We start from the raw sequence: 20,676 nt of genomic DNA on the forward strand, positions 1-20,676 counted from the left end.
CGGCGGGGTCAGAACGTCCCGCCGCCGCTGCGGCCGCCGCCGCCGAACGAGCCGCCGCCGCCGAGGCCCCCGCCGCCGAAACCACCGCCGCCGCCCCGGCCGCCGAAGCCACCACCGAAACCGCCGCCGAAGCCACCCGAGCGGCCGCCGAACCCGCGACCGCCCCCCAGCAGGATGCCGCCGAGGACCAGGCTGCCGAGGTCGACCCCGCCGCGGCGGTAGCCCCCGCCGTAACCACCGAAGCCGCCCGGGCCGCCGGGCCCGTACCCGGAGCGCCACCGGTCGACGTCGTCCTGCGCGAGGTCCAGCGCGTGCTGGGCGAGCAGCCCGGCCTGGTGCGCCTCGCGGAGCGCGCTCACCGGGTCGGTGCGCCCCAGCTCGACGGCGGCCTCCAGGTGCCGCTGCGCCTCGGCCAGCCGGGTGCGCGCCTCCGGCCCCACCGCCCCGCGCCGGGTGTCGACGAAGTCGGCGGCGGCGCCCACGGCCGAGCGGGCGGTGAGCAGCGCCTGGTCCAGCGCGGCCGCGGCCCGGCGCGCCTGGGTCTGGGCGTCACGGGCCGCCGACAGCGCCTCCTCCAGCGCGGCGTCGGCGTCCTCCAGCTGGCGCAGCGCGGCCAGCGGGTCGCCCGGGGAGCCGTCGGCCGGCCGCAGCGCGGCGTCCGCCGCCGCCAGCGCGGCCTCGGCGCGGGCGATCTGCGGTGGCAGGCCGCTGCGGTCGCCCCCGGCCACCAGCGACCGGGCCTCGGCGAGGTCCTTCTCCGTCTCCGCGCGCGCCGCACCCACCCGGTCGGCGGCCGCGGCGAGGTCGGCGGCCAGCCGGCCGACGGCGTCCAGCAGCGTGCCGGTCTGCGCCACCGCGTCCTCCGCGGCGCGGATGTCGCCCACCGCCTCCCCGCTGCGGCCGGCGGCGAGCGCCTCCCGGGCCTCCCGCACCTCCTCGTCGGCGGCGTCGAGCCGCGCGGCGGCCTCGGCCACGTTGTCGGCGACGGCGGTCACGGCCCCGCCGGAGTACCGCTGCCGGAGCCCCGCCAGCCGCTGCTCCTCCTGCGGCAGGCGCGCCCGCAGCGCCGCGATGCGCGGCTCGAGGCCGGCGAGCACCTCCGGGGCCGTGCGCTCCAGGTCGCGCAGCTCCTGGAACGCCGCGCTCTGCTCGTCGAGGCGGCCGCCGGCGGCGCCGGTGAGCGCCAGGATCTCGGCCAGCATGCGGCGCCTGGTCGGCTCGTCCTCGGCGACGTCGTCGTCCAGCTCCTGCCGCAGCGCGAAGGCACGGCCGAGGTCGGCCTTCGACCGCGCCAGCGCCGCGTCGAAACCGGCGACCGCCTCCTCGCCGTACTGCGACCGCGCGAAGTCCAGGTCGAGCTGCGAGGTCTTCATCGCCTCGTCGAGCGAGAGCAGCGACTCGCTGGCGCGGCCCTGCAGCTCGTCGGTGGGCACGCCCTCGTACGGGTCGGGCTCGGCCCGCCGGCGGCGCGGCGGCAGCGCTCCGCCACCGCTGCGGCGGGACCGGGCGAGCAGGTAGACGCCACCCCCGACCACCGCGATGCCGCCGAGCACCAGCAGCGCGCCCCCGCCACCGGAGCCGTCGTCGGCGGCCACCGCCGGCTCCTCGCTCGCCGCCGTCCCGCCGTCGCGAAGCAGGTCGGCGAAGGCGGCCACGCCGCCGGCCCAGTCCCCCTCGGCGAGCTCCGGGGCGACCTGCTCGTCGGTCAGCTCGTCGAAGGCGTCGCCGGTGACCGGGAAGTCTGCCGGCCGCACGGTGCCGTACCGCTCGTCGTCCACCGCGACGGCGAGGAGCGCATCCTGCTCGCCGAGCTGGCTGAGCTCGGCCGTGGCCTGGGCCCACTCCCCCTGGTCGGCGCCGTCGAAGCTGGACACGAAGACCACGTACAGCTCCGTGCCGGTGTCCGCGCGGAGGTCGTCGAGCACGTCCTGGACCTGCGCGGCGCCGCCGCCGAGCGCACCGACCTGGTCGGTCACCTGGTCCGTGAGCCGGAACGGGGGGACCGCCCACGCGGGGCCGCCGCCGAGCACGAGGACGGCGAGCACCGCCAGGACCACGCACAGCCGGCGCACGGGTACCTCCTGGAGCGGCGGACGTCGGTCGGCAGAACCCTACCGACGGCGGAGGGGTCCGGCCCGGCCGCGGTGGGTAGGGCGGTCGCGCCGCCGAACGCCGTCCGCGAGGAGACCCGCGTGCCCGAGCCCGACTCGATCCCCGCCGCCGACCTGCCGCCGCGGGCGGTCCGCCCCGTCGGCGGCTGGGCCGTGGGCAACCGGGGGGACGACCGGTACTTCGCCGTCTCCCGCCGGTGCCGCCACCAGCTGGCCGACCTCGCCGACGGCAGCGTGGACGCCGACGGGTGCCTGGTCTGCCCGTGGCACCAGAGCCGGTACGACGTGCGCACCGGGGAGATGGTCGACGGGCCCCGCGGGTTCCTGGGCTACCACGGGCCGACGCCCGGCTACAGCGGCCTGGTCCGGCTGCTGGGCAGCATCGCCCGGCTACGCGTCCGCCGGGCGGTCCGCCGCGGCGACGACGTCGTCCTGACCGACTGAGGCATAGGAGGCTCTACCTGCGTTCCCGGGCCCGGAGACGCATGCACAGCTTCCTGCGCCCCGGAAGGGGCGAGGCGGTCAGCCCTGCTCCTGCCGCGGCAGGGGCTCGTCGCGACCGAGGAACGGGGTCGGGTCGTCGTCCCCGGTGCGCCCGCCCGTGTCCGGCCCGGTGGCCGCACCCGCGTGCAGCACCTCCTCGGGGGGCCGCGGCCGCAGCACGCCGTCGCGGATCTCCTCGGCCCAGTGGCAGCTGACCAGCCGCCCCGGGCCCAGCTCCCGGAGCACCGGCACCTCGTCGTCGCAGCGCGTCTCCTGCCGCCAGGGGCAGCGGGTGTGGAACCGGCAGCCGCTCGGCGGGTCGGCCGGCGAGGGCAGGTCGCCGGCCAGCAGGATCCGCTCCCGCTGCTCCTCGATCTCCGGGTCGGGCACGGGGACGGCGCTCATCAACGCCCGGGTGTAGGGGTGCAACGGCTGCTCGTAGAGGTCGTCGGCCGGCGCCTGCTCCACCAGCGAGCCCAGGTACATGACGCCGACGACGTCGCTGATGTGCCGGACGACGGCGAGGTCGTGCGCGATGACCAGGTAGGTGAGCCCCAGCCGCTCCTGCAGCTCCTCGAGCAGGTTGAGCACCTGGGCCTGCACCGAGACGTCCAGCGCGGAGACCGGCTCGTCGGCGATCAGCAGGTCCGGCTCCAGGGCGACGGCGCGGGCGATGCCGATGCGCTGCCGCTGGCCGCCGGAGAACTCGTGCGGGTACCGGCGCAGCGCCGCCGAGGGCAGCCCGACGGCGTCCAGCAGGCCGCGGATCTTCTCCGCGATCCCGGCCTTGCCCCCGGCGAGCCCGTGGGCGTGGAGCGGCTCGGAGAGCAGCGACTCCACGTTCTGCCGCGGGTCCAGGCTGCCGAGCGGGTCCTGGAACACCATCTGCATCCGCTGGCGCATCCGGCGGAGCGGCTCGCCCGTGAGCGCGGCGACGTCGGTGCCGTCGAACAGCACCCGGCCGGAGGTCGGCTCCTCCAGCCGCAGGATGGCGCGGCCCAGCGTCGACTTGCCGCAGCCGGACTCCCCCACCAGCCCGTAGGTGGCGCCGCGCTGCACGGTGAGCGAGACGCCGTCCACGGCCTGGACGTGGCCGACCGTGCGGTCGAAGAAGAGCCCCTTCCGGATCGGGAAGTGGACCTTGAGGTCCTCCACCCGGAGGAGGTCCTCCTGGCCGGTGGCCGGGGTGCCGGCGGTCGGGGCGGCGGTCATCGGGCGGCTCCGGAGGCGGTGGCGCCCGACGACGCGGACGGGTGCTCGATCGGGTGGCGGCAGCGCAGCTCCCGGCCAGGGCCGTCCGGCACCAGCGGCACCGTGCTGCCCGACACCTCGGTGAGGCAGTCGTCCTGGGCGTTGTCACAGCGCGGCGCGAAGGCGCACCCCTCCGACCACGGGATGGCGTCGCGGGCCGAGCCGCGGATGGGCGTGAGCGGCGCGCCGCGGGCGGAGTCCAGCCGGGGAACCGACGCCAGCAGCCCGCCGGTGTAGGGCTGGCGGGGGCGGGCGAACAGGTCCCGCCGGTCCGCGGTCTCGATGATCTTCCCGGCGTACATGACGTGCACCCGGTCGCAGAGCCCGGCGACGACGCCGAGGTCGTGCGTGATCATCACCAGCGCCGTCCCCGAGTCGACGACGAGCTCGCGCAGCAGTTCGAGGATCTGCGCCTGGATGGTGACGTCGAGCGCCGTCGTCGGCTCGTCGGCGATGAGCAGCCGCGGCGCGCAGGCCAACGCCATCGCGATCAGCGCCCGCTGCCGCATCCCGCCGGAGAGCTGGTGGGGGTACTCCTTGAGCCGGCGTCCGGGGTCGGGGATGCCGACCCGGTCGAGCAGCCGGACCGCCTCGTCCCTGGCCTCGGCCTTGCTCATGTCGCGGTGCTCCAGCAGCACCTCGGTGACCTGCGTGCCGATCGGCACGGTCGGGTTCAGCGAGGAGAGCGGGTCCTGGAAGACCATGCCCATGTCGGCGCCGCGCAGCCCGCGCAGCACGTGGTCGGGGGCGTCGACGAGGTCGTTCCCGTCGAAGCGGACCGAGCCGGTCACCTCGACCCCGCGCCGGGGCAGCAGTCCCATGATCGCCAGGGAGGTGACCGACTTGCCGCAGCCGGACTCCCCCACCAGGCCGATCGTCTCCCCGGGCGCCACCGAGAAGCTGACGCCGTCGACGGCGAGGGTCGGCTGCTCGCCGCGGCGGGTGAACCGGACGGCGAGGTCCTCCACCTCGAGCACCGGTGCCTGCAGGGGGCTCACCTCCGGAACTTCGGGTCGAGGGCCTCGCGCAGCCGCTCCCCGAGCAGCGTGAAGCCGAGCGCGACGACGATGATGCACAGCGCCGGCCAGACCGCGAGCGCCGGGCGGATGGACAGGAAGTCCTGGGCGTTGGCCAGCATGGCGCCCCACTCGGGGCGGGCGATGTCGGGATCACCCAGGCCGAGGTAGGACAGCGCCGCCGCCTCGATGATCGCCGTCGCCAGGGACAGGGTCGCCTGGACGATGACGGGCGAGAGGGAGTTGGGCAGCACGTGCCCGAACACGATCCGGCTCTTCTTCACACCCAGCGCCCGCGCCGCGAGGGCGTAGTCGCTGCCGCGCTGGGCGAGCATCGAGCCGCGCAGCAGCCGGGCGAAGATCGGCACCTGGACGACCGCGATCGCGATCATCAGCGCGTACTGGTTCTGCCCCAGCAGCACCGAGATGGTGATCGCCATGAGCAGGCCCGGGATGGACAGGAGGATGTCGACGAAGCGCATGACCGCGGTGTCGACCCAGCCACCGAAGGCGCCGGCCAGCACGCCCAGGGCCATCCCGGCCACCAGGCCGAGCACGGTGGACACCACACCGATCATCAGCGACTGCCGCGAGCCGTAGATCAGGCGGGAGAGCAGGTCGCGGCCGAGGTTGTCCACGCCGAGGGGGAAGCCCTCCTGCGACCCGGGGATGGTGCCGGGTCGGATCTCCGACAGCAGGTACTGGGTGACCGGGTCCTTCGGCGCCAGCAGCGGCGCGAACGCCGCCACGACCAGGAAGACCAGCACGATGACCGCGCCGGTGATCGCCACCGGGTCCCGGCGCAGCCGGCGGAAGGCGCTGCGGGTCAGCGACAGCCCGGCATCGCCCTCGGGCAGCTGGCCGGCCCGGGCCGCGAGGGCGTCGATGCGCTGGCGCTTGTAGTCCCCGAGCGCCGTCACCGCTCCGCCCCCCGGTCCGGATCCGCGAGCGTCATCGGACCCTCACCCTCGGGTCGAGCAGGCCGTAGGAGATGTCGACCAGCAGGTTCACCAGCACGTACACGATCGCCAGCATGAGGATGAAGCCCTGCAGCACGGCGAAGTCCCGGAGCCTGATCGCGTCGTACAGCGTCGAGCCGACCCCGCCGAACGCGAAGACCGTCTCGGTGAGCACGGCCCCGGACAGCAGCAGGCCCGTCTGCAGGCCGATGGTCGTCGAGACGGGCAGCAGCGCGTTGCGGACGATGTGCCGGCGGCGCACCGTCGCCATCGCCAGCCCCTTGGCGTTCGCCGTCCGCACGTAGTCCTCGTTGACCACGTCGAGCACCGAGGCCCGGGTGATCCGGACGATGATCGCCAGCGGGATCGTGCCCAGGGCGATGGCCGGCAGCACCAGGTGCATCAGGGCGTCCCAGGCGGCGTCCCACTCGCGGGTGAGCAGGCCGTCCAGGACGTAGAAGTTGGTGATCCGCGTGGCGTCGATGCGCACGTCCTGGCGCCCTGACCCGGGCAGCCAGCCCAGCTCGACGGCGAACAGCAGCCGGAGCAGGTAGGCGAGGAAGAAGACCGGGATCGCGACGCCGATGAGCGACCCCACCACGGAGGCGGAGTCGAGGAACGTGCCGTGCCGGCGCGCGGCCAGGTAGCCCAGCGGGATGCCGACGCCGATGGCGAAGACCATCGCCAGGAGGGTCAGCTCGATGGTGCCGGGGAAGCGCTCGAGGAAGACGTCGGTGACCGGCCGCCCGTACTGGGTGGAGTTGCCGAAGTCGAGCTGGACGGCGCGGCCCAGGAAGCGGAAGTACTGGACGTAGAGCGGCTCGTCCAGGCCGAACAGCTCGTTGTACTGGGCGATGGCCTCGGGCGTGGCGCGTTCACCGAGGGCCGCCTGGGCGGGCCCTCCCGGCAGTGCGCGCAGCCAGGCGAAGAGCAGGACGGAGAGCCCCAGCAGGATCGGGATCAGCTGGAGGAGCCGCCGGACGATGAAGCGGAGCACGTGCTCGGACCAGCCTTTCCGGAGAGCGCTGTCCTGTACCGGACCGTCGACCGCGCCGGCGGTGGCGTCGCTGCCACCGCCGGCGCGGTCGAGGTGGGACGGGCTACTCCTCCAGGGAGACCGTCGAGAAGTCCTCGGCGGTCAGCGGGCTCGGCTCCAGCCCCTGGACGTTGTCGGCCACGACGAGCGCCGGCGGGGAGTGCGAGATCGGGACCGCCGGGAGGTACTCCTTGATCAGGCGGTTGGCCTCCTGGTACAGCTCGGTCCGGTTCGCCGGGTCGGGCTCGGCGTCGGCCTCGGCCAGCGCCTGGAAGATCTCCGGGGCGCTGAACGCGCCGAACTCCGCGGACGCCTGGTTGTTCTGGTCCTCGGCGAAGAAGGTGCCGATGAAGTTGTAGGCGTCGTTGTAGTCACCGGTCCAGCCGAGCAGGTGGATGTCGGCCTGCCCCGCCTGCACCGCCTGCAGGTAGTCCGGGTTCCACTGCAGCGCGACCGGCTCGATGTTCAGGCCGACCTCGCGCAGGTCCTCGGCGATCACCTGGAACATCGCGGCCGGGTCCGGCAGGTACGGCCGGCTGACGTCGGTCGGGTAGTAGAACCGCAGGGTGGTGCCGGTGGCGCCGGCCTCCTCCAGCAGCTGGCGGGCCCGCTCCGGGTCGTACTCGTAGGTCGGCACGTCCTCGGCCCAGCCGTCGACCGTCGGCGGCATGAAGTTCGTCGCCACCTCGGCGCCCTCGGGGAGCAGCGAGTTCACGATGGTCTCGCGGTCGATCGCGTGCGCGATGGCCTGCCGGACGCGCGGGTCCTGCAGCGCGGGGTTGGCCTGCGTGCCCTCGACGTTCCCGCCGTTGAAGCCCAGGTACAGGATGTTGAACGGGTCGCGGACGAGGACCTGGAAGCCCTCGCTCTCGAGGGTGTCGTAGTCGGCGGGCGAGACGAAGTCGTAGCCGTCGATCGTGCCGGCCTGCAGCTCCTGCCGGCGGGTGTTCCCCTCGGGGATGGTGCGGAAGATGATCTCGTCGAGCAGGGCCGGCTCGCCCCAGTAGTCCTCGTTGCGGACGATGGTGACCTCACCGTTGCCGCGGTCCCAGCTGTCGAACTTGAAGGGGCCCGTGCCGGTCGGGTGCTCGAGGGCGTACTCGGTGTAGGTGATCGCGTCCTCGGAGCCCGACAGGTTGTCGGCGTCGTACTCCTGCAGGGCCGTCGGGCTCTGGATGGAGAACGCCGGCAGCGACAGCGCGGCGGGGATCTTGCTGGTCACCTGGTTGAACGTGATGACCGCGGTGTTCTCGTCGACGGCCTCGCAGCCCTCGTAGATCCCGGGGTTGTCGCTGTTGGCGAAGCCGCCGAACACGGCCTGGTAGTAGTACGAGGCGCTCGGGCTCTGGGCCAGGCCCTCGAAGTTGTGCCAGCGGTCGAAGTTGAAGCACACCGCCTCGGCGTTGAAGTCCGTGCCGTCGTGGAACTGCACGCCCTCACGCAGGTTGAAGGTGTACTCCAGGCCGTCCTCGCTGACCTCCCAGTCCTCGGCCAGGGCCGGGACCAGCTCGGTCGTGCCCGGCTCGTTGGTGAGCAGCCCCTCGTGGATCTGGCGGGCGATCCGGAACGTCTCGCCGTCGCTGGCGAACGCCGGGTCGAACATGGCGGGGTCGCCGGCGGCGCCGAAGACCAGCGTGCCGCCGGACTGCGCTTCGCCCCCCTCGCCGCCGCCCTCGCCGGAGTCCCGGTCGCTGGAGGCGCAGGCCGAGAGTGTGACTGCGGTGAGCGCCGCCGCGGATGCGGCGAGCGCTCGGCTGGTACGACGACGTGTCATCGCGGAAGACCTGCCTCCTCGGCCACGGCGGGCCGGACGAGTTCCGGACGTGGAGCCTGCGGACGCGAAGGCGTCCACGGGCGCCTGTGGACCCTAGGCGGCGCCCGTCGCTCCACGGCAGGCCCGATCGTCCATCGAAACCAAGCCGTGACCTCAGCCACCGGCGGGGAGGCCGGCGCGGTCACGCCGTGACGCCGCGGGACTCCGGCCCGTCGTCAGGCGGGCATCGAACACCTTGGTGAGGTGCTGGAACGGCCCCGCTGCAGGGGCCCGCCGCAAGCTTGCGAGCGGTGGGGGCAGCGGGGTCCTTTGTCAGGCGTCGATGCGGCGGCGGCCCTCGAAGGCCCTGCCGAGGGTGACCTCGTCGGCGTACTCGAGGTCGCCACCCACCGGCAGACCGCTGGCCAGCCGGGACACGGCCAGCCCCATGGGCCCGACCAGGCGCGCGAGGTAGGCAGCCGTCGCCTCCCCCTCGAGGTTGGGGTCGGTGGCGATGATCAGCTCCTTGACCGCGCCGTCCATCAGCCGGGTCATGAGCTCCTTGACCCGCAGGTCGTCCGGGCCCACCCCGTCGATCGGGCTGATCGCGCCGCCGAGCACGTGGTAGCGGCCGCGGAACTCCCGGGTGCGCTCGATGGCGACGACGTCCTTGGGCTCCTCGACGACGCAGAGCACGTCCTCGGCCCGGCGCGGGTCGCGGCAGATGCGGCACTGCTCGGCCTCGGCGACGTTGTAGCAGGTCACGCAGAAGCGGACCGACTCCTGGACGCGCGTCAGCGCCGCCACCAGGCGGCTGACGTCGGCGGACTCGGACGACAGCAGGTGGAACGCGATGCGCTGGGCGCTCTTGGGCCCCACGCCGGGCAGGCGACCGAGCTCGTCGATCAGGTCCTGGACGGCACCCTCGTACACGGTGCTCCTCGGGTGTGCGAAGTGGATCGGGCGGGTGCGCCCGATCAGAGGCCGGGCAGCCCCAGGCCGCCGCCCAGGCCACCGGCGAGCGGCCCCATCCGGCTGGCGGTCAGCTCGTCCGCCGCGCGCTTGGCGTCCCGGACGGCGGCGACGACGAGGTCCTGCAGGGTCTCCAGGTCGTCGGGGTCGACGGCGTCCGGCGCGATGGTGAGCGCGGTGAGGTCGCCGTCGCCGGTCATCGTCGCCGAGACCAGCCCGCCACCGGCGGTGCCCGTGACCTCGGTGGCCGCCAGCTCCTGCTGGGCGGCGGCGAGCTGCTGCTGCATCTGCTGCGCCTGCTTCATGAGCTGCGACAGGTCGGGCTGCTGGCCTCCGGGGAACATGCCACGAGAGTAGGCCGCGGGTGCGACAGGTGAGGGCGCGCCGCCCCGGGTGCTGCCTGCGTCGAGTTGCCGGCCCCGCCCCCTGCAGGGATCCGACGCGGGCCTGCGAGCGGCGGGGAGCAGGGGGGCCTTCGTCAGCTGTCGACCGGGCGGGCGCCCAGCTGCGCCCGCAGCAGCTGCAGCGCCGCCTGCTCCTGGTCGACGGCGGGTGCGGCCTCCCGGCCGTCCCCGTCCGCCCCCTCCGCGGCGCGCTCGGCCATGAGCTCGCGCGCCTCGGCCGCCTCCGCCGCCCGGGCCGCCTCGCGGGCGGCCTCCGGTGCGGCGTTCCGGGCGCCGGGGGTGGCGGGCCCGGCACCGTCGACGACGGCGTCGATGCGCCAGCGGACCCCGAGCAGCTCGTTGAGCGCCTCGCGGAGGACGTCCTTGTTCAGGTCGTCCCCCAGCCGGCGGGCGAGCGCCGGGGACGAGGTCGACAGCGTGAGCACGCCCGCCGAGAGCTGGTGGACCTGGGCGTTCTTCAGCAGGGCCTCGGTGGTGCGCTTGTGCTTCTTGACGATCGCGAGCAGTTCGGGCCACACCCGGCGGACGTCGGTCGTGGTCAGCTCGCCGTCACCGGCCGGCTCCGGGTTGGCCGACACCACGGGCGTCGGCTCGCCGCCGCGCGGGGCGGGCGAGGACTCGGCGGCGGCGCGGGGCGGGGACGCCGGAGGCCGTGGCTGCTCCACCCGTGCGGCGGCGGCCCGGGCGGCGGCCGGCTGCGCGGGGTGCGGCCAGTCCTCGTCGTCGGTGGGCTCGGGCGGCAGCGGGATGTCCGGCTCCTCCGCCGTCACCCGGGGACGAGGGGTGGGCGGGTCGGCGGCGGGCGGTGCTGCCGGCGCGGGCGGTGCTGCCGGCCGGGGGCGGCTGCCCGGCTCGGCGGTCTCGGGCCAGTCGGCGGTCGCCGCGGGACGCGGTGCCCCGCCGCCTGGGCGCGCGGTCTCGGGCCAGCCGTCGGCCGCCGGCGCCGGGGTCGACGGCGCGGGGGTCGCCGGCGCGGGGGCCGACGGCGCCGGGGTCGAGGACGCGGCGCCGGCCGGCAGCGGTGCCGGAGCCGATCGCGCGGGGGCTGCCGGTGCCGGCGCGGCGGCTGCGGGGGACGCGGGCGCGGACGTGGGGGGCGCGGCGGCGGCCGGCGGTCGGGTGTCCGGGCGCGCGACCGCCTGCTCCGCCTGCGACCGGCGGACGAACTCCCGCTTGGGACCCGACGGCGTGGGCTGGCCCGCGTCGGGGCCCGCGGCCGGGGCGGCGTCGGCCGGGGCGGCGTCGGCCGGGGCGGCGTCGACCCGGACGGTCTCGCGGTGGCCGATCTCCTCCCGCGGCCGGCCGGCGTGCTCGCCGGCGATCGACATCCGGCGCTCGAGCCGCTCCAGGCGTTGCAGGGTCGCGGCCGCCGACCCGTCGGTGGCCGGCAGCAGCATCCGGGCGCAGACGAGCTCGAGCAGCAGCCGGGGCGCCGTCGTCCCCCGCATCTCGGTGAGCCCCTCGTGCACGGTGTCGGCCATCCGCGAGAGCGTCGCCGAGCCCAGCGCCTGCGCCTGCTGGTTCATCAGGTCCAGCCGGTCGGGCGGGCAGTCGAGCAGGCCGTTGCCCCCCGCGTCGGGGACGGCGTCGAGCACGATCAGGTCGCGCAGCCGGTCGAGCAGGTCGGTGGCGAAGCGGCGGGGGTCGTGCCCGGCCTCCACCACGCGGTCGACGGCGCGGAAGACGCCCGGCGCGTCGTGCGCGGCCAGCGCGTCGATGGTCTCGTCGAGCAGGGCGTCGTCGGTGACGCCGAGCAGCCCGACGGCGGTCCTGTAGGTGACGCCCTCCGGCCCGGCGCCGGCCAGCAGCTGGTCCAGGATCGACAGCGAGTCGCGGACGGAGCCACCGCCGGCCCGCACGACCAGGGGGAAGACCGTCGGCTCGACCTGCACGCCCTCGGCGGCGCAGGTCTTCTCCAGCAGGGTGCGCAGCGTCGTGGGCGGCACCAGCCGGAACGGGTAGTGGTGGGTGCGCGACCGGATGGTGGGCAGCACCTTCTCCGGCTCCGTCGTCGCGAAGACGAAGACCAGGAACTCCGGCGGCTCCTCGACCACCTTGAGCAGGGCGTTGAAGCCCTGCGTCGTCACCATGTGCGCCTCGTCGACGATGTAGACCTTGTAGCGACTGCTCACCGGCGCGAAGAACGCCCGCTCGCGCAGGTCGCGCGCGTCGTCGACGCCACCGTGGCTGGCCGCGTCGATCTCGATGACGTCGAGCGAGCCCGGCCCGTCGGGGGCGAGCGCCACGCAGGAGCCGCAGACGCCGCACGGCGTGGACGTCGGCCCCTGCTCGCAGTTCAGCGAGCGGGCCAGGATCCGCGCCGAGGACGTCTTGCCGCAGCCGCGCGGACCGCTGAAGAGGTAGGCGTGGTTGATCCGGCCGCCGTCGACCGCGTTCACCAGCGGCGCGGTGACGTGCTCCTGCCCGACCACCTCGGCGAAGGTCGCCGGGCGGTACTTCCGGTAGAGCGCCAGTGCCACGGACGCAGGTTACGCGGCGGGACCGACACCACCGACGAAGCGCCGGGCGGGCCCCCGCGCGGCCGGGCGGACGTCCCCGGCCCGCTGCGGTCGGCGGTGCCGACCGGCTGTTATGAGACCGATACATACCGGTATGGGGCGGGACCGGTTCCTCGGGGCGTCCTCCTGACGAGACCTACCTCCGGAGGAGCGAGTGACCGAACACAGGGACGCGGAGTTCACCGACTTCGTGGCCGACCACGGCGGGCCGCTGCTGCGCACGGCCTGCCTCGTCACCGGGGACGCCCACCTCGGTGAGGACCTGCTCCAGACCGCTCTGGCCAAGGCCTACGGGTCCTGGGACAAGGTCCGCCAGGCCGACCACCGGGTCGCCTACGTGCGCCGGCTGATGATCAACGCGCATCTGAGCTGGCTGCGCCGCCTGACCAACACCGAGCGGGTCCTCGAGACCTTCCCCGACGTCGGCGGCGGCGACCCGCAGAGCGCGCACGCCGAGACCGACGAGATGCGCCAGGCGCTCCTCCGCCTGTCGCCACGGGTCCGCACCGCCGTCGTCCTCCGGTACTTCGAGGACCTCACGGAGGCGGAGACCGCACAGCTCATGGGCTGCTCGCGCAGCACCGTCAACAACCACGTCGCCAAGGGACTGAGCACGCTGCGCGGTCTGCTCGATCCCCGCACGGACGACGACCTCACGCCCGCGTCGGGGAGGCACCAGTGAACGACCACGAGACCACCGTCCTCCGTTCCCGCTTGACCGCGCTGGCCGACGACATGACGCCACCGCTCGACGTCGTGGGTCTCGTGCGGGACGCGAGCCTCCGGCACCGGCGGAAGCGCCGCGGCCGCCTGGCCCTCCTCGCCGTCACCACCGCGACCGCCGCGGTGGCGGCCGGAACCGTGGTCGCGGTCGACGCGCTGACCGCGGACCGCGGGCAGGAGGTGGCGCGACCGACGCCGGTCCGGACGTCCACCCCGCCCCCGCCGGTCTCCGCCACTCCCGCGGCGGAGCCGACCGCGCCGGTCACGGGCTGGGAGATCCGCACGTTCGAGGGCGTGACCTTCGAGGTCCCGCCCGGCGCGCGTGCGGCCGACACCATCGACCCGGGACCCGCCCCCTCCTTGTTCGACGGCCCGTCCCTGACCTGGAACGGCCCACGCCTGGGCGGTGACGTGTACGCCGAGGTGCAGATCACGCAGATCGTGACCTACGAGGGTGGCCTGTACCCCGCCGATGGTGGCGACTGGTTCACCGTCGCGGGCGCCGACGCCGCCTACGGCGGTGTCGACGCAGCCAGCCGGAGCGACGGCGCCGGCGCCGAGGTCGCGACGACGTCGGTCTGGCTGTACCTCCTGGACGGGGACCGGCAGTTCCGGGTCTCCGCCCTCCTCCCCGGCGGGGACACCGGTGTGCAGATGGCCGAGCGCGTCGTCGCCTCGCTCGCCGTCACCCCGGCCGCCGTGGAGGAGGACCCGGGCGGCGCCCACCAGCCCTCGACGGCGTGGGAGAGCCGCACCGTCCAGGACATCACCTTCTCGGTCCCGCCGGGGTCCAGTGCCCCCGAACACCGGACCGACTCGACGCTCATCTGGTACGGCCCGCAGGTGGACGGCCAGGCGACGTTCCTCACGCTGGACGTGACCCCTCTGCTCCCGGGCCAGTCGGTGGGCGACGGGTACGCCCGGACGACGGTCCCCGGCACGCAGGAGGCCTGGGTGATGACCGACCTCGGCACCATGAACCCCGGCATCGCGACGTTCACGGTCTGGATGCACGACGGCCTTCGGAGCATCAGTCTCGGGGGGACCCTCCCCCTCGGTCCCGGCAGCGAGGAGACGATGCGACGGGTCGTGGAGTCGGTCGTCGTGGGCTGATCGCCGAGGCTCCCGGTCGTGAGCCCGGTGCCGGCACCTCGTGGACCGGCACCGGGCTCACACCCCGGGTGCAGCAGGAACCCGATCGAGCCCTGGCCGCCGATGCGGAGGTCCGGCGAGGCCGTATCCGGCGGTGGCGACCGGCCCCCGGGAAAGCGAGGACCCCCCGCGCACCCGCCAGAGCCCGCTTATCCTTGCTGCCTTCCGGCCCTGGGGAGGTTCACAGGATGACGCCACACGAGGGGTCGCGCTCCACTGTAGAGGAAACCCCTCGGGCCGCGGACGCACGCCCCGCTACGCTGCCGCCCATGACGCTGTGGCCCCGTCCGGAGGCTCGCCCCGGGCGTGCGAGGGGCGGGGGGGACGGGGTCCTGTCACTTCCCCCGCCGCGCTCCTGACCCGGAGCCCGGCGGGCTGATCCGTCCCGCGCTCCGGGCAACGAGCCCCGTCCCGGCAGCCGCACCTGGAGCGTCATGTCCTCCCCGAGCACCACCGCGTCCCGTCGCGGCTTCTCCCTCGTCGTCCTGGCCGCGCTCTGCTGGGGCACCTCCGGCTTCAGCGGCTCGATCGTCGCCCGGCACAGCGACCTCGGCCCCCTCGACATCGCCTGGCACCGCATGGCGATCGGCGCGGTCGCACTGCTCCTCCCCTGGGCGCTCACCCGGCGCGGGGCCGCCCCGGCGCCGGCGGTCGGGCGTGGCACCACCGTCCGTCCGCCTGGCGCTGATCGGCGCCGGCCTGGCCTGCTACCAGCTGGCCTACTTCGCGGCGGTCGCGACGGCGGGGGTCAGCATCGCCACCCTGGTCGCGCTGGGGCTGGCCCCGCTGCTCATCGCCGTCGGCGCGACGGTGCTCGGCCACGGCCGCCCGGACGCGGCCACGGTCACCGCCCTCGTCGTCGCCCTCGTCGGGCTGGTCCTGCTCGTCGGCATCTCGGCCGGGGCGGACACCGGGACGGCGGTGCTGCTCGGCGCCCTGCTCGCCGTCGGCTCCGCCCTGGGGTACGCCGTCGTCACGCTGGCGGGGGCGGGGGTGCCGGCCGGGGTGCCGGTGACCCTCGTCGGCTTCGCCGGGGGTGCGCTGCTGCTCACCCCGGTCGCGCTCGCCACCGGCCTGCGGTTCACCGCCGACCCCGTGGCGCTGGGTGTGCTCCTCTACCTGGGCATCGTGCCCAGCGCGGTGGCGTACGCGATGTTCTTCACCGGGCTGCGCACCGTGCCGGGCGCGGTCGCCTCGATCGTCACGCTGCTGGAGCCGCTGACCGCGACCGCGCTGGCCACGCTGCTGCTGGGCGAGCGCCTGGCGCCGCTGGCGCTGGTCGGCGGGCTGCTCGTGCTCGGCGCGGTCGCGGGGCTCTACCTGCGCCGGCTGCGGCAGCCCGTGCCGACGGCGGGCGCCTGACCGCGGAGATGCGACGGGCCCCCGGCGTGTGCCGGGGACCCGTCGGTGCTGCGGAGGATGGGAGATTCGAACTCCCGAGGGGTTGCCCCCAACCCGCTTTCCAAGCGAGCGCCATAGGCCACTAGGCGAATCCTCCAGGTACGGCGTCGATGGTACCGGGCGCCCTCGCGCGGCTCGCCGGGACACCGCCGGGGAGGCCGGCCGCGGTGGCGTGCGGCATCCTCACCGCAGAGCGGTTGACCGGATGGCCGGCGGGGAAGGGCCTGCACCTGCGGGCCGCACAGGAGGAGGCGCAGGACATGGACGAGCACAGCGAGGTCCGGCCGGACGTCGTCGAGGCGATCGTCGGTGTGCTCAAGGGGGGCGACGCCGCGGCGCTGCCGGCCGGCGCCACCGCCGCGGAGAAGACCGCCGCGAAGGACCGCTACCTGTCCGAGTTCGCCGCCGAGCGCAGCAAGCGCGATCGCCAGGCGCAGGCCTGGGAGCTGCTGCTGACCCGCAGCTACGACGAGCCGCCCACCTGGCAGCGGATCTTCGACGACCTCGACGGCGACGTGCACACCGAGCTCGGCGGGCTGTACGACGTCCTGCCGGTCGGTGCGCAGGAGGAGTACGCACGTCGGTACGGCGTGCCCTCCACCGTCTGACCCGGCTGCCGCCCGTCGATGACCCGTCCCGCCACCGGGCCCGGCCGTCTCATCGCCGGCCGCTACCGGCTGGAGTCCCAGATCGGCGGCGGCGGGATGGGCACCGTCTGGCTGGCGCGCGACGAGCGGCTGGGCCGGCAGGTCGCGGTGAAGCAGGTGCTCTCGCCGCTGGGCGCCGACGAGCAGCTGATCGACGAGCAGCGGCAGCGGGCGCTGCGCGAGGGCCGGATCGCCGCCCGGCTCAGCCACCCGCACGCGATCTCGGTCTACGACGTGGCCCTCGAGGGCGGGGCGCCCTGGCTGGTCATGGAGTACCTGCCCTCCCGCAGCCTCGCGGAGGTCCTCGGCGCCGAGGGCGTGCTGCCCGCCGGCCTGGTGGCGCAGATCGGTGCGCAGGTGGCCGACGCGCTGGCGGCCACCCACGCGGCCGGGATCGTGCACCGCGACGTCAAGCCGGCCAACGTCCTGATCGGGGAGGGCGGTCGCGTCGCCGGCCTGGTCAAGATCACCGACTTCGGCATCTCGCACGCCAGCGGCGACGTCACCCTCACCCAGACCGGTCAGATTACCGGCACCCCGGCGTTCCTCGCGCCGGAGGTCGCCCAGGGGCACGAGATGACCGAGGCCAGCGACGTCTTCTCCCTCGGCGCGACGCTCTACACCTGCCTGGAGGGCCAGCCACCGTTCGGCATGCAGGACAACCCGCTGAGCATGCTCCACCGGGTGGCGGCGGGACGGATCACTCCCCCGCAGCGGGCCGGGGCACTCACCGACCCCCTGCTGCGGATGCTCGCCGACGACCCCGGCGTCCGCCCGCCGATGACCGAGGTGCGCGACGAGCTGGCCCGGCTCGCCGCGGGACGGGACGGCGACCCGACGACGGTGCTCGTGGCCCGCACCGACCTGCGCCCGGCGGGCCCCTCCGGGACGGCGGTGCTCGCCGCGGGCGCCGCCTCCACCGCGCCACCGGCCTCCGCCGAGACGCCGGTGCCGATCCCGCCGGCCGCCCGCACACCCGTCCCGCCCGCCGCCCGGACCCCGCTGCCGCAGCCACCTCCCGTCGGGTCCGCCGCCGCGGCGCCCGCTGCGCCGGCAGCGGCCGTGGCGCCCGCCGACCGCCGCGGACGCCGCCGGGGACCGTGGGTGGCGGCCGGCGTCGGCGTCCTCGCGCTGCTGGCCGCGCTCGGGGTCTGGCTGGGCACCTCCGGCGGCGACCCCGACGCCACGGCCGCCTCGCCCACGTCGACGACGTCCGAGGCCCCCACCTCCAGCCAGGAGCCGGTGCCCACGGAGACCCAGCCGGAGGAGCCGGCTGCACCGGTCGTGCCGCCGCCGGCGGAGGAGGAGGTGGTGGTGGAAGGCGATGACGGCGAGGACGAGGGGAACGGCAACCGCGGGAACGGCAACCGCGGGAACGGCAACGGCGGGAACGGGGACGACGGGGACCCGCTCACGGCGGACAACATCCGCGACTTCGTCGAGGACTACCACGAGCAGGTGATCGAGGACCCCGCTCAGGCGTGGGAGCGCACCGGCCCGACGCTGCGCGCGAACATCAGCCGCGCGAACTACATCAGGTACTGGGAGCAGTTCGAGGACGTGCGTCTCAGCGACATCCAGGCCGCGGACGGCGACAACACCGCGACGGCCACGATGGAACTGCGCTACGCCGACGGCCGCCGCGAGACCGGGCCGCACGTCTTCACGTTCCTGGTCCGGGACGGGCAGCTGATCCTGGACAGCGACTTCCCCGCCTGAGGGGCTCCCGGACGACGCAGCCCCCGCCCTCCCGGAACGGGAGGGCGGGGGCTGTTCCTGCTGGCGGTGGCGGTGGGATTTGAACCCACGGAGGCTTGCACCTCACACGCTTTCGAGGCGTGCTCCTTCGGCCGCTCGGACACGCCACCGCCGAAGAGACTACAGGCCCCGCTGACGGCGGAAGAAGGCACGTAGCAGCGCGCCGCACTCCTCGGCCCGCACCCCGCCGGTGACCTCGGGCCGGTGGTTGAGCCTGCGGTCGCGGACCACGTCCCACAGGGATCCGGCCGCCCCCGCCTTCGGGTCGTCGGCCCCGTAGACCACCCGCGCGACCCGCGACAGCACGCTGGCGCCGGCGCACATCGTGCACGGCTCCAGTGTGACCACCAGCGTGCAGCCCGCCAGCCGCCAGCCGTCGCCGTGCGCCCGCGCCGCCGCGCGCAGGGCGAGCACCTCCGCGTGGGCGGTCGGGTCGCCGAGCTTCTCCCGCTCGTTCGCCGCCTCGGCGAGGACCGCCCCGTCCGGCCCGAGAACGACGGCGCCGATCGGGGTGTCCCCCCACTCCTCCGCGGCGGCCGCGAGCTCCAGCGCCCGCCCCATCGCCGCGTCGAGCTCCTCCCCCGCGATCATGGCGCGGGAACCACTCGAACGGCCCCGTACGTGGTCACGGCGCCATGGTCGCGGGGCCGTCCAGCGGGAAGCCGACGAGCTCGGAGAGCTCGGCCAGCGCGACGGCGGGGTCGACCACCTTGATCGTCGAGAAGCCGAGCGCGCGGGCGGGCTTGAGGTTGATGCCCAGGTCGTCGAGGTAGGCGCAGTCGGCCGCCTCCACGCGGCGCCCGACCGCCTCGGAGAGCCGGTCCAGCGCCCTCCGGTAGATCTCCGGCTCGGGCTTGCGGACACCCTCGACCGACGACTCGACGATCGCGTCGAACAGGCCGAGCAGGTCGCCCAGCCGGCCGGTGCGCTCCATCGGCGCGACGTTGTTCGACAGCAGTGCCAGGGGCAGCCCGGCCTCGCGCAGCCGGCGCACCGCCGCGACCATCGCGGGACGCAGCTCCCCCTGCAGGGCGGCGAGCACCCGCGCGGCCTCGACCCGGTGCCCCAGCGCCGCGGCCTCGGCCTCGAAGGCGGCGGAGAACCCGGCGACGTCGAGCTCGTTGCGCTCGTACCGCGCCCACGCGTTGGTGTCGGGGTCGGTCGAGTTGAGCTGCCGGATCAGCCCCTCGGGCAGCCCCGCTTCCCGCTCGTACGCGGCGAAGGCGGTCATCGGGCTCTCGGTGAGCACGCCGCCGAGGTCGAAGACCACCGCGGTGACGGTCACGGGGTCACCGCCGCGGCCAGCTCGTCGGCGAACCCCAGGCGGGCGGCGATCCGGGCGACCATCTCGTCGGCCCACAGGTCGTCAGCGGTCACGATCGGTCGCAGCTCCTCGGCCGGAAGCCCGTCGTCGGCGAAGAGGTCCAGGTCGCCGCCGGGCCAGCCGGTCTCGTCGTCGTCGAAGGCGCCGTCGGTGTCGACGCCGATGCCGTACCGCTCGACCACCTCGGCGGCGAGCACCCACTCCAGCATCGTCGCGTCGGAGATCAGCGCCCGCACCATGCCGCCGGGGCCGTGCCGCAGCGCGACGAAGTACAGCCGCGAGTCGACGACGAGCACGAACGGCGGGGGCCAGCCCGCGGTGCCCGGATCCCCGAGCGCCCGCTCCAGCACCGGCAGCTCGTCGCCGGCGTCGGCGGCCAGCAGCTCCACCCGCCAGCGGGAATCGGCCCGGCTCACCCGGACCGCGTAGCTGGCCGACCCCTCCCCGGTGCCCGCGCTCATCGCTTGCGCAGCAGGGTCAGCCCGTCGGCGAGCGGCAGCAGGGCCGTCTCCCAGCGCGGGTCGGCGGCGAGCGCGGCGTTGAGCTCCGCCACCGCGCGGTCGGACTCGTCCGCGGGGTCGAGCACCCGACCCGACCGGAGCGTGTTGTCCAGCAGCACCACACCGTTGCCCCGCAGGCGTGGGTGCAGCTCCTCGACGTAGGCGGCGTAGCCGGTCTTGTCGGCGTCGACGAACGCCAGGTCGAAGGCCTCCTCGGCCGGCAGCGAGCGCAGCGTCGGCAGGGCGTCCCCCAGGCGCAGCTCGACCCGGTCGGCGACCCCGGCCCGCGCCCAGTACCGCCGCGCCACCGCCGTCCACTCCTCGTTGTTGTCCAGGCACAGCAGCGAGCCGTCCGCCGGCAACGCCCGGGCGATGCAGAGCGCGGAGAAGCCGGTGAACGTGCCGATCTCGATCGCCGTCCGGACGCCGAGGGCCGCGGTGAGCAGCCGCATCAGCACGCCCTGCTCCGGGGCGATCTGCAGGGTGGCCGGGGCCTCGCCCCGCGCGGCCATCTCCGCGGTCTCCCGGATCAGGTCGGCCATCACCTCGTCCACGGCGTCGGACGAGGCGCGGACGTAGTCGGCGAGCTCGGGGGTGAGCAGGAACGACCGGGGCGTCACGGCGCGTGGGGTGGCCGGAGCGGATGGATCGTCGTCATAGCCTCTGA

Annotated in this window: 19 protein-coding genes, 2 tRNA genes and 1 other RNA gene; 6 read left to right on the plus strand and 16 right to left on the minus strand. The window is 75.0% G+C overall.

Annotated features, from left to right (window positions below; all coding sequences use genetic code 11):
* Window positions 1-8: 8 nt before the first annotated feature.
* A complete protein-coding gene (locus ACI794_RS13915; RefSeq protein ID WP_456603770.1) occupies window positions 9-2,072 on the minus strand; it encodes a TPM domain-containing protein in 2,064 nt (687 codons plus the stop codon).
* A 120-nt stretch (window positions 2,073-2,192) separates the two neighbouring features.
* Between ACI794_RS13915 and ACI794_RS13920 the strand changes: the two genes are divergently transcribed.
* Window positions 2,193-2,555 carry a Rieske (2Fe-2S) protein gene (locus ACI794_RS13920; protein ID WP_456603769.1) on the plus strand — a complete coding sequence of 121 codons (363 nt, stop codon included), beginning with the start codon at window positions 2,193-2,195 and terminating at the stop codon, window positions 2,553-2,555.
* A 78-nt stretch (window positions 2,556-2,633) separates the two neighbouring features.
* Here ACI794_RS13920 and ACI794_RS13925 read toward each other — a convergent pair whose 3' ends face one another.
* From ACI794_RS13925 to ACI794_RS13960, 8 genes are all read right to left on the minus strand, one after another.
* Window positions 2,634-3,806, minus strand: a complete 1,173-nt coding sequence (locus ACI794_RS13925) for an ABC transporter ATP-binding protein (RefSeq protein ID WP_456603768.1) — start codon at window positions 3,804-3,806, stop codon at window positions 2,634-2,636.
* Window positions 3,803-4,843 (minus strand): ABC transporter ATP-binding protein, encoded by a 1,041-nt coding sequence (locus ACI794_RS13930; protein WP_456616651.1) that lies wholly within the window; start codon window positions 4,841-4,843, stop codon window positions 3,803-3,805. Before ACI794_RS13930 ends, ACI794_RS13925 begins: the two co-directional genes overlap by 4 nt.
* Window positions 4,840-5,781: an ABC transporter permease gene (locus ACI794_RS13935; RefSeq protein ID WP_456603766.1), complete on the minus strand. Its 942-nt coding sequence runs from the start codon at window positions 5,779-5,781 to the stop codon at window positions 4,840-4,842. Before ACI794_RS13935 ends, ACI794_RS13930 begins: the two co-directional genes overlap by 4 nt.
* Window positions 5,782-5,812: 31 nt before the next feature.
* A complete protein-coding gene (locus tag ACI794_RS13940; protein ID WP_456603765.1) occupies window positions 5,813-6,817 on the minus strand; it encodes an ABC transporter permease in 1,005 nt (334 codons plus the stop codon).
* 103 nt (window positions 6,818-6,920) lie between these two features.
* Entirely contained in the window at window positions 6,921-8,630 is a 1,710-nt protein-coding gene (locus tag ACI794_RS13945; protein WP_456603764.1) for an ABC transporter substrate-binding protein, read from the minus strand.
* A 312-nt stretch (window positions 8,631-8,942) separates the two neighbouring features.
* Window positions 8,943-9,542, minus strand: coding sequence for a recombination mediator RecR (gene recR, locus ACI794_RS13950; RefSeq protein WP_456603763.1), 600 nt, complete (start codon window positions 9,540-9,542; stop codon window positions 8,943-8,945).
* Between the two features lie 44 nt (window positions 9,543-9,586).
* Window positions 9,587-9,925 (minus strand): YbaB/EbfC family nucleoid-associated protein, encoded by a 339-nt coding sequence (locus ACI794_RS13955; protein WP_166533398.1) that lies wholly within the window; start codon window positions 9,923-9,925, stop codon window positions 9,587-9,589.
* A 134-nt stretch (window positions 9,926-10,059) separates the two neighbouring features.
* Window positions 10,060-12,465, minus strand: coding sequence for a DNA polymerase III subunit gamma and tau (locus tag ACI794_RS13960; RefSeq protein WP_456616652.1), 2,406 nt, complete (start codon window positions 12,463-12,465; stop codon window positions 10,060-10,062).
* 193 nt (window positions 12,466-12,658) lie between these two features.
* Here ACI794_RS13960 and ACI794_RS13965 point away from each other — a divergent pair, with 193 nt between their 5' ends.
* Entirely contained in the window at window positions 12,659-13,186 is a 528-nt protein-coding gene (locus tag ACI794_RS13965) for a SigE family RNA polymerase sigma factor (RefSeq protein WP_456603761.1), read from the plus strand.
* Window positions 13,183-14,340: a hypothetical protein gene (locus tag ACI794_RS13970; RefSeq protein ID WP_456616653.1), complete on the plus strand. Its 1,158-nt coding sequence runs from the start codon at window positions 13,183-13,185 to the stop codon at window positions 14,338-14,340. The genes ACI794_RS13965 and ACI794_RS13970 overlap by 4 nt, the downstream gene beginning before the upstream one ends.
* Window positions 14,341-14,494: 154 nt before the next feature.
* Here ACI794_RS13970 and ffs read toward each other — a convergent pair.
* An RNA gene (ffs, locus tag ACI794_RS13975) (signal recognition particle sRNA small type) lies at window positions 14,495-14,590 on the minus strand.
* Between the two features lie 446 nt (window positions 14,591-15,036).
* On the opposite strand from ffs, the gene ACI794_RS13980 reads away from it, so the two are divergent.
* Window positions 15,037-15,741, plus strand: a complete 705-nt coding sequence (locus ACI794_RS13980; protein WP_456616654.1) for an EamA family transporter — start codon at window positions 15,037-15,039, stop codon at window positions 15,739-15,741.
* Between the two features lie 51 nt (window positions 15,742-15,792).
* Here the strand turns inward: ACI794_RS13980 and ACI794_RS13985 are convergent.
* Window positions 15,793-15,877, minus strand: a tRNA-Ser gene (locus ACI794_RS13985).
* A gap of 100 nt (window positions 15,878-15,977) precedes the next feature.
* Between ACI794_RS13985 and ACI794_RS13990 the strand changes: the two genes are divergently transcribed.
* Together ACI794_RS13990 and ACI794_RS13995 are read left to right on the plus strand one after the other, a co-directional pair.
* Entirely contained in the window at window positions 15,978-16,388 is a 411-nt protein-coding gene (locus ACI794_RS13990; RefSeq protein ID WP_456616655.1) for a hypothetical protein, read from the plus strand.
* A gap of 18 nt (window positions 16,389-16,406) precedes the next feature.
* Window positions 16,407-18,146, plus strand: coding sequence for a serine/threonine-protein kinase (locus tag ACI794_RS13995; protein WP_456616656.1), 1,740 nt, complete (start codon window positions 16,407-16,409; stop codon window positions 18,144-18,146).
* A gap of 61 nt (window positions 18,147-18,207) precedes the next feature.
* On the opposite strand, the gene ACI794_RS14000 is transcribed toward ACI794_RS13995, so the two are convergent.
* The 5 genes from ACI794_RS14000 to ACI794_RS14020 form a co-directional block, all read right to left on the minus strand.
* Window positions 18,208-18,295 (minus strand) — tRNA-Ser (locus ACI794_RS14000).
* A 10-nt stretch (window positions 18,296-18,305) separates the two neighbouring features.
* Window positions 18,306-18,776: a nucleoside deaminase gene (locus ACI794_RS14005; RefSeq protein ID WP_456602941.1), complete on the minus strand. Its 471-nt coding sequence runs from the start codon at window positions 18,774-18,776 to the stop codon at window positions 18,306-18,308.
* Between the two features lie 34 nt (window positions 18,777-18,810).
* Window positions 18,811-19,470, minus strand: coding sequence for an HAD-IA family hydrolase (locus ACI794_RS14010; protein WP_456602940.1), 660 nt, complete (start codon window positions 19,468-19,470; stop codon window positions 18,811-18,813).
* Window positions 19,467-19,970 (minus strand): tRNA adenosine deaminase-associated protein, encoded by a 504-nt coding sequence (locus tag ACI794_RS14015; protein ID WP_456616657.1) that lies wholly within the window; start codon window positions 19,968-19,970, stop codon window positions 19,467-19,469. The genes ACI794_RS14010 and ACI794_RS14015 overlap by 4 nt, the downstream gene beginning before the upstream one ends.
* The gene (locus ACI794_RS14020; protein ID WP_456616658.1) at window positions 19,967-20,629 is read right to left on the minus strand and encodes an O-methyltransferase; all 663 of its coding nucleotides are present in this window, start codon (window positions 20,627-20,629) and stop codon (window positions 19,967-19,969) included. The genes ACI794_RS14015 and ACI794_RS14020 overlap by 4 nt, the downstream gene beginning before the upstream one ends.
* Window positions 20,630-20,676: the final 47 nt, after the last annotated feature.

This window comes from Blastococcus sp. SYSU DS0541, assembly GCF_054050875.1.

Coding starts and splice junctions, on each gene's coding strand:
- ACI794_RS13925 (WP_456603768.1), bottom strand. CDS start 3,806: ATGACCGCCGCCCCGACCGCCGGCACCCCGGCCACCGGCCAGGAGGAC.
- ACI794_RS13945 (WP_456603764.1), bottom strand. CDS start 8,630: ATGACACGTCGTCGTACCAGCCGAGCGCTCGCCGCATCCGCGGCGGCG.
- ACI794_RS13955 (WP_166533398.1), bottom strand. CDS start 9,925: ATGTTCCCCGGAGGCCAGCAGCCCGACCTGTCGCAGCTCATGAAGCAG.
- ACI794_RS13995 (WP_456616656.1), top strand. CDS start 16,407: ATGACCCGTCCCGCCACCGGGCCCGGCCGTCTCATCGCCGGCCGCTAC.
- ACI794_RS14005 (WP_456602941.1), bottom strand. CDS start 18,776: ATGATCGCGGGGGAGGAGCTCGACGCGGCGATGGGGCGGGCGCTGGAG.
- ACI794_RS14015 (WP_456616657.1), bottom strand. CDS start 19,970: ATGAGCGCGGGCACCGGGGAGGGGTCGGCCAGCTACGCGGTCCGGGTG.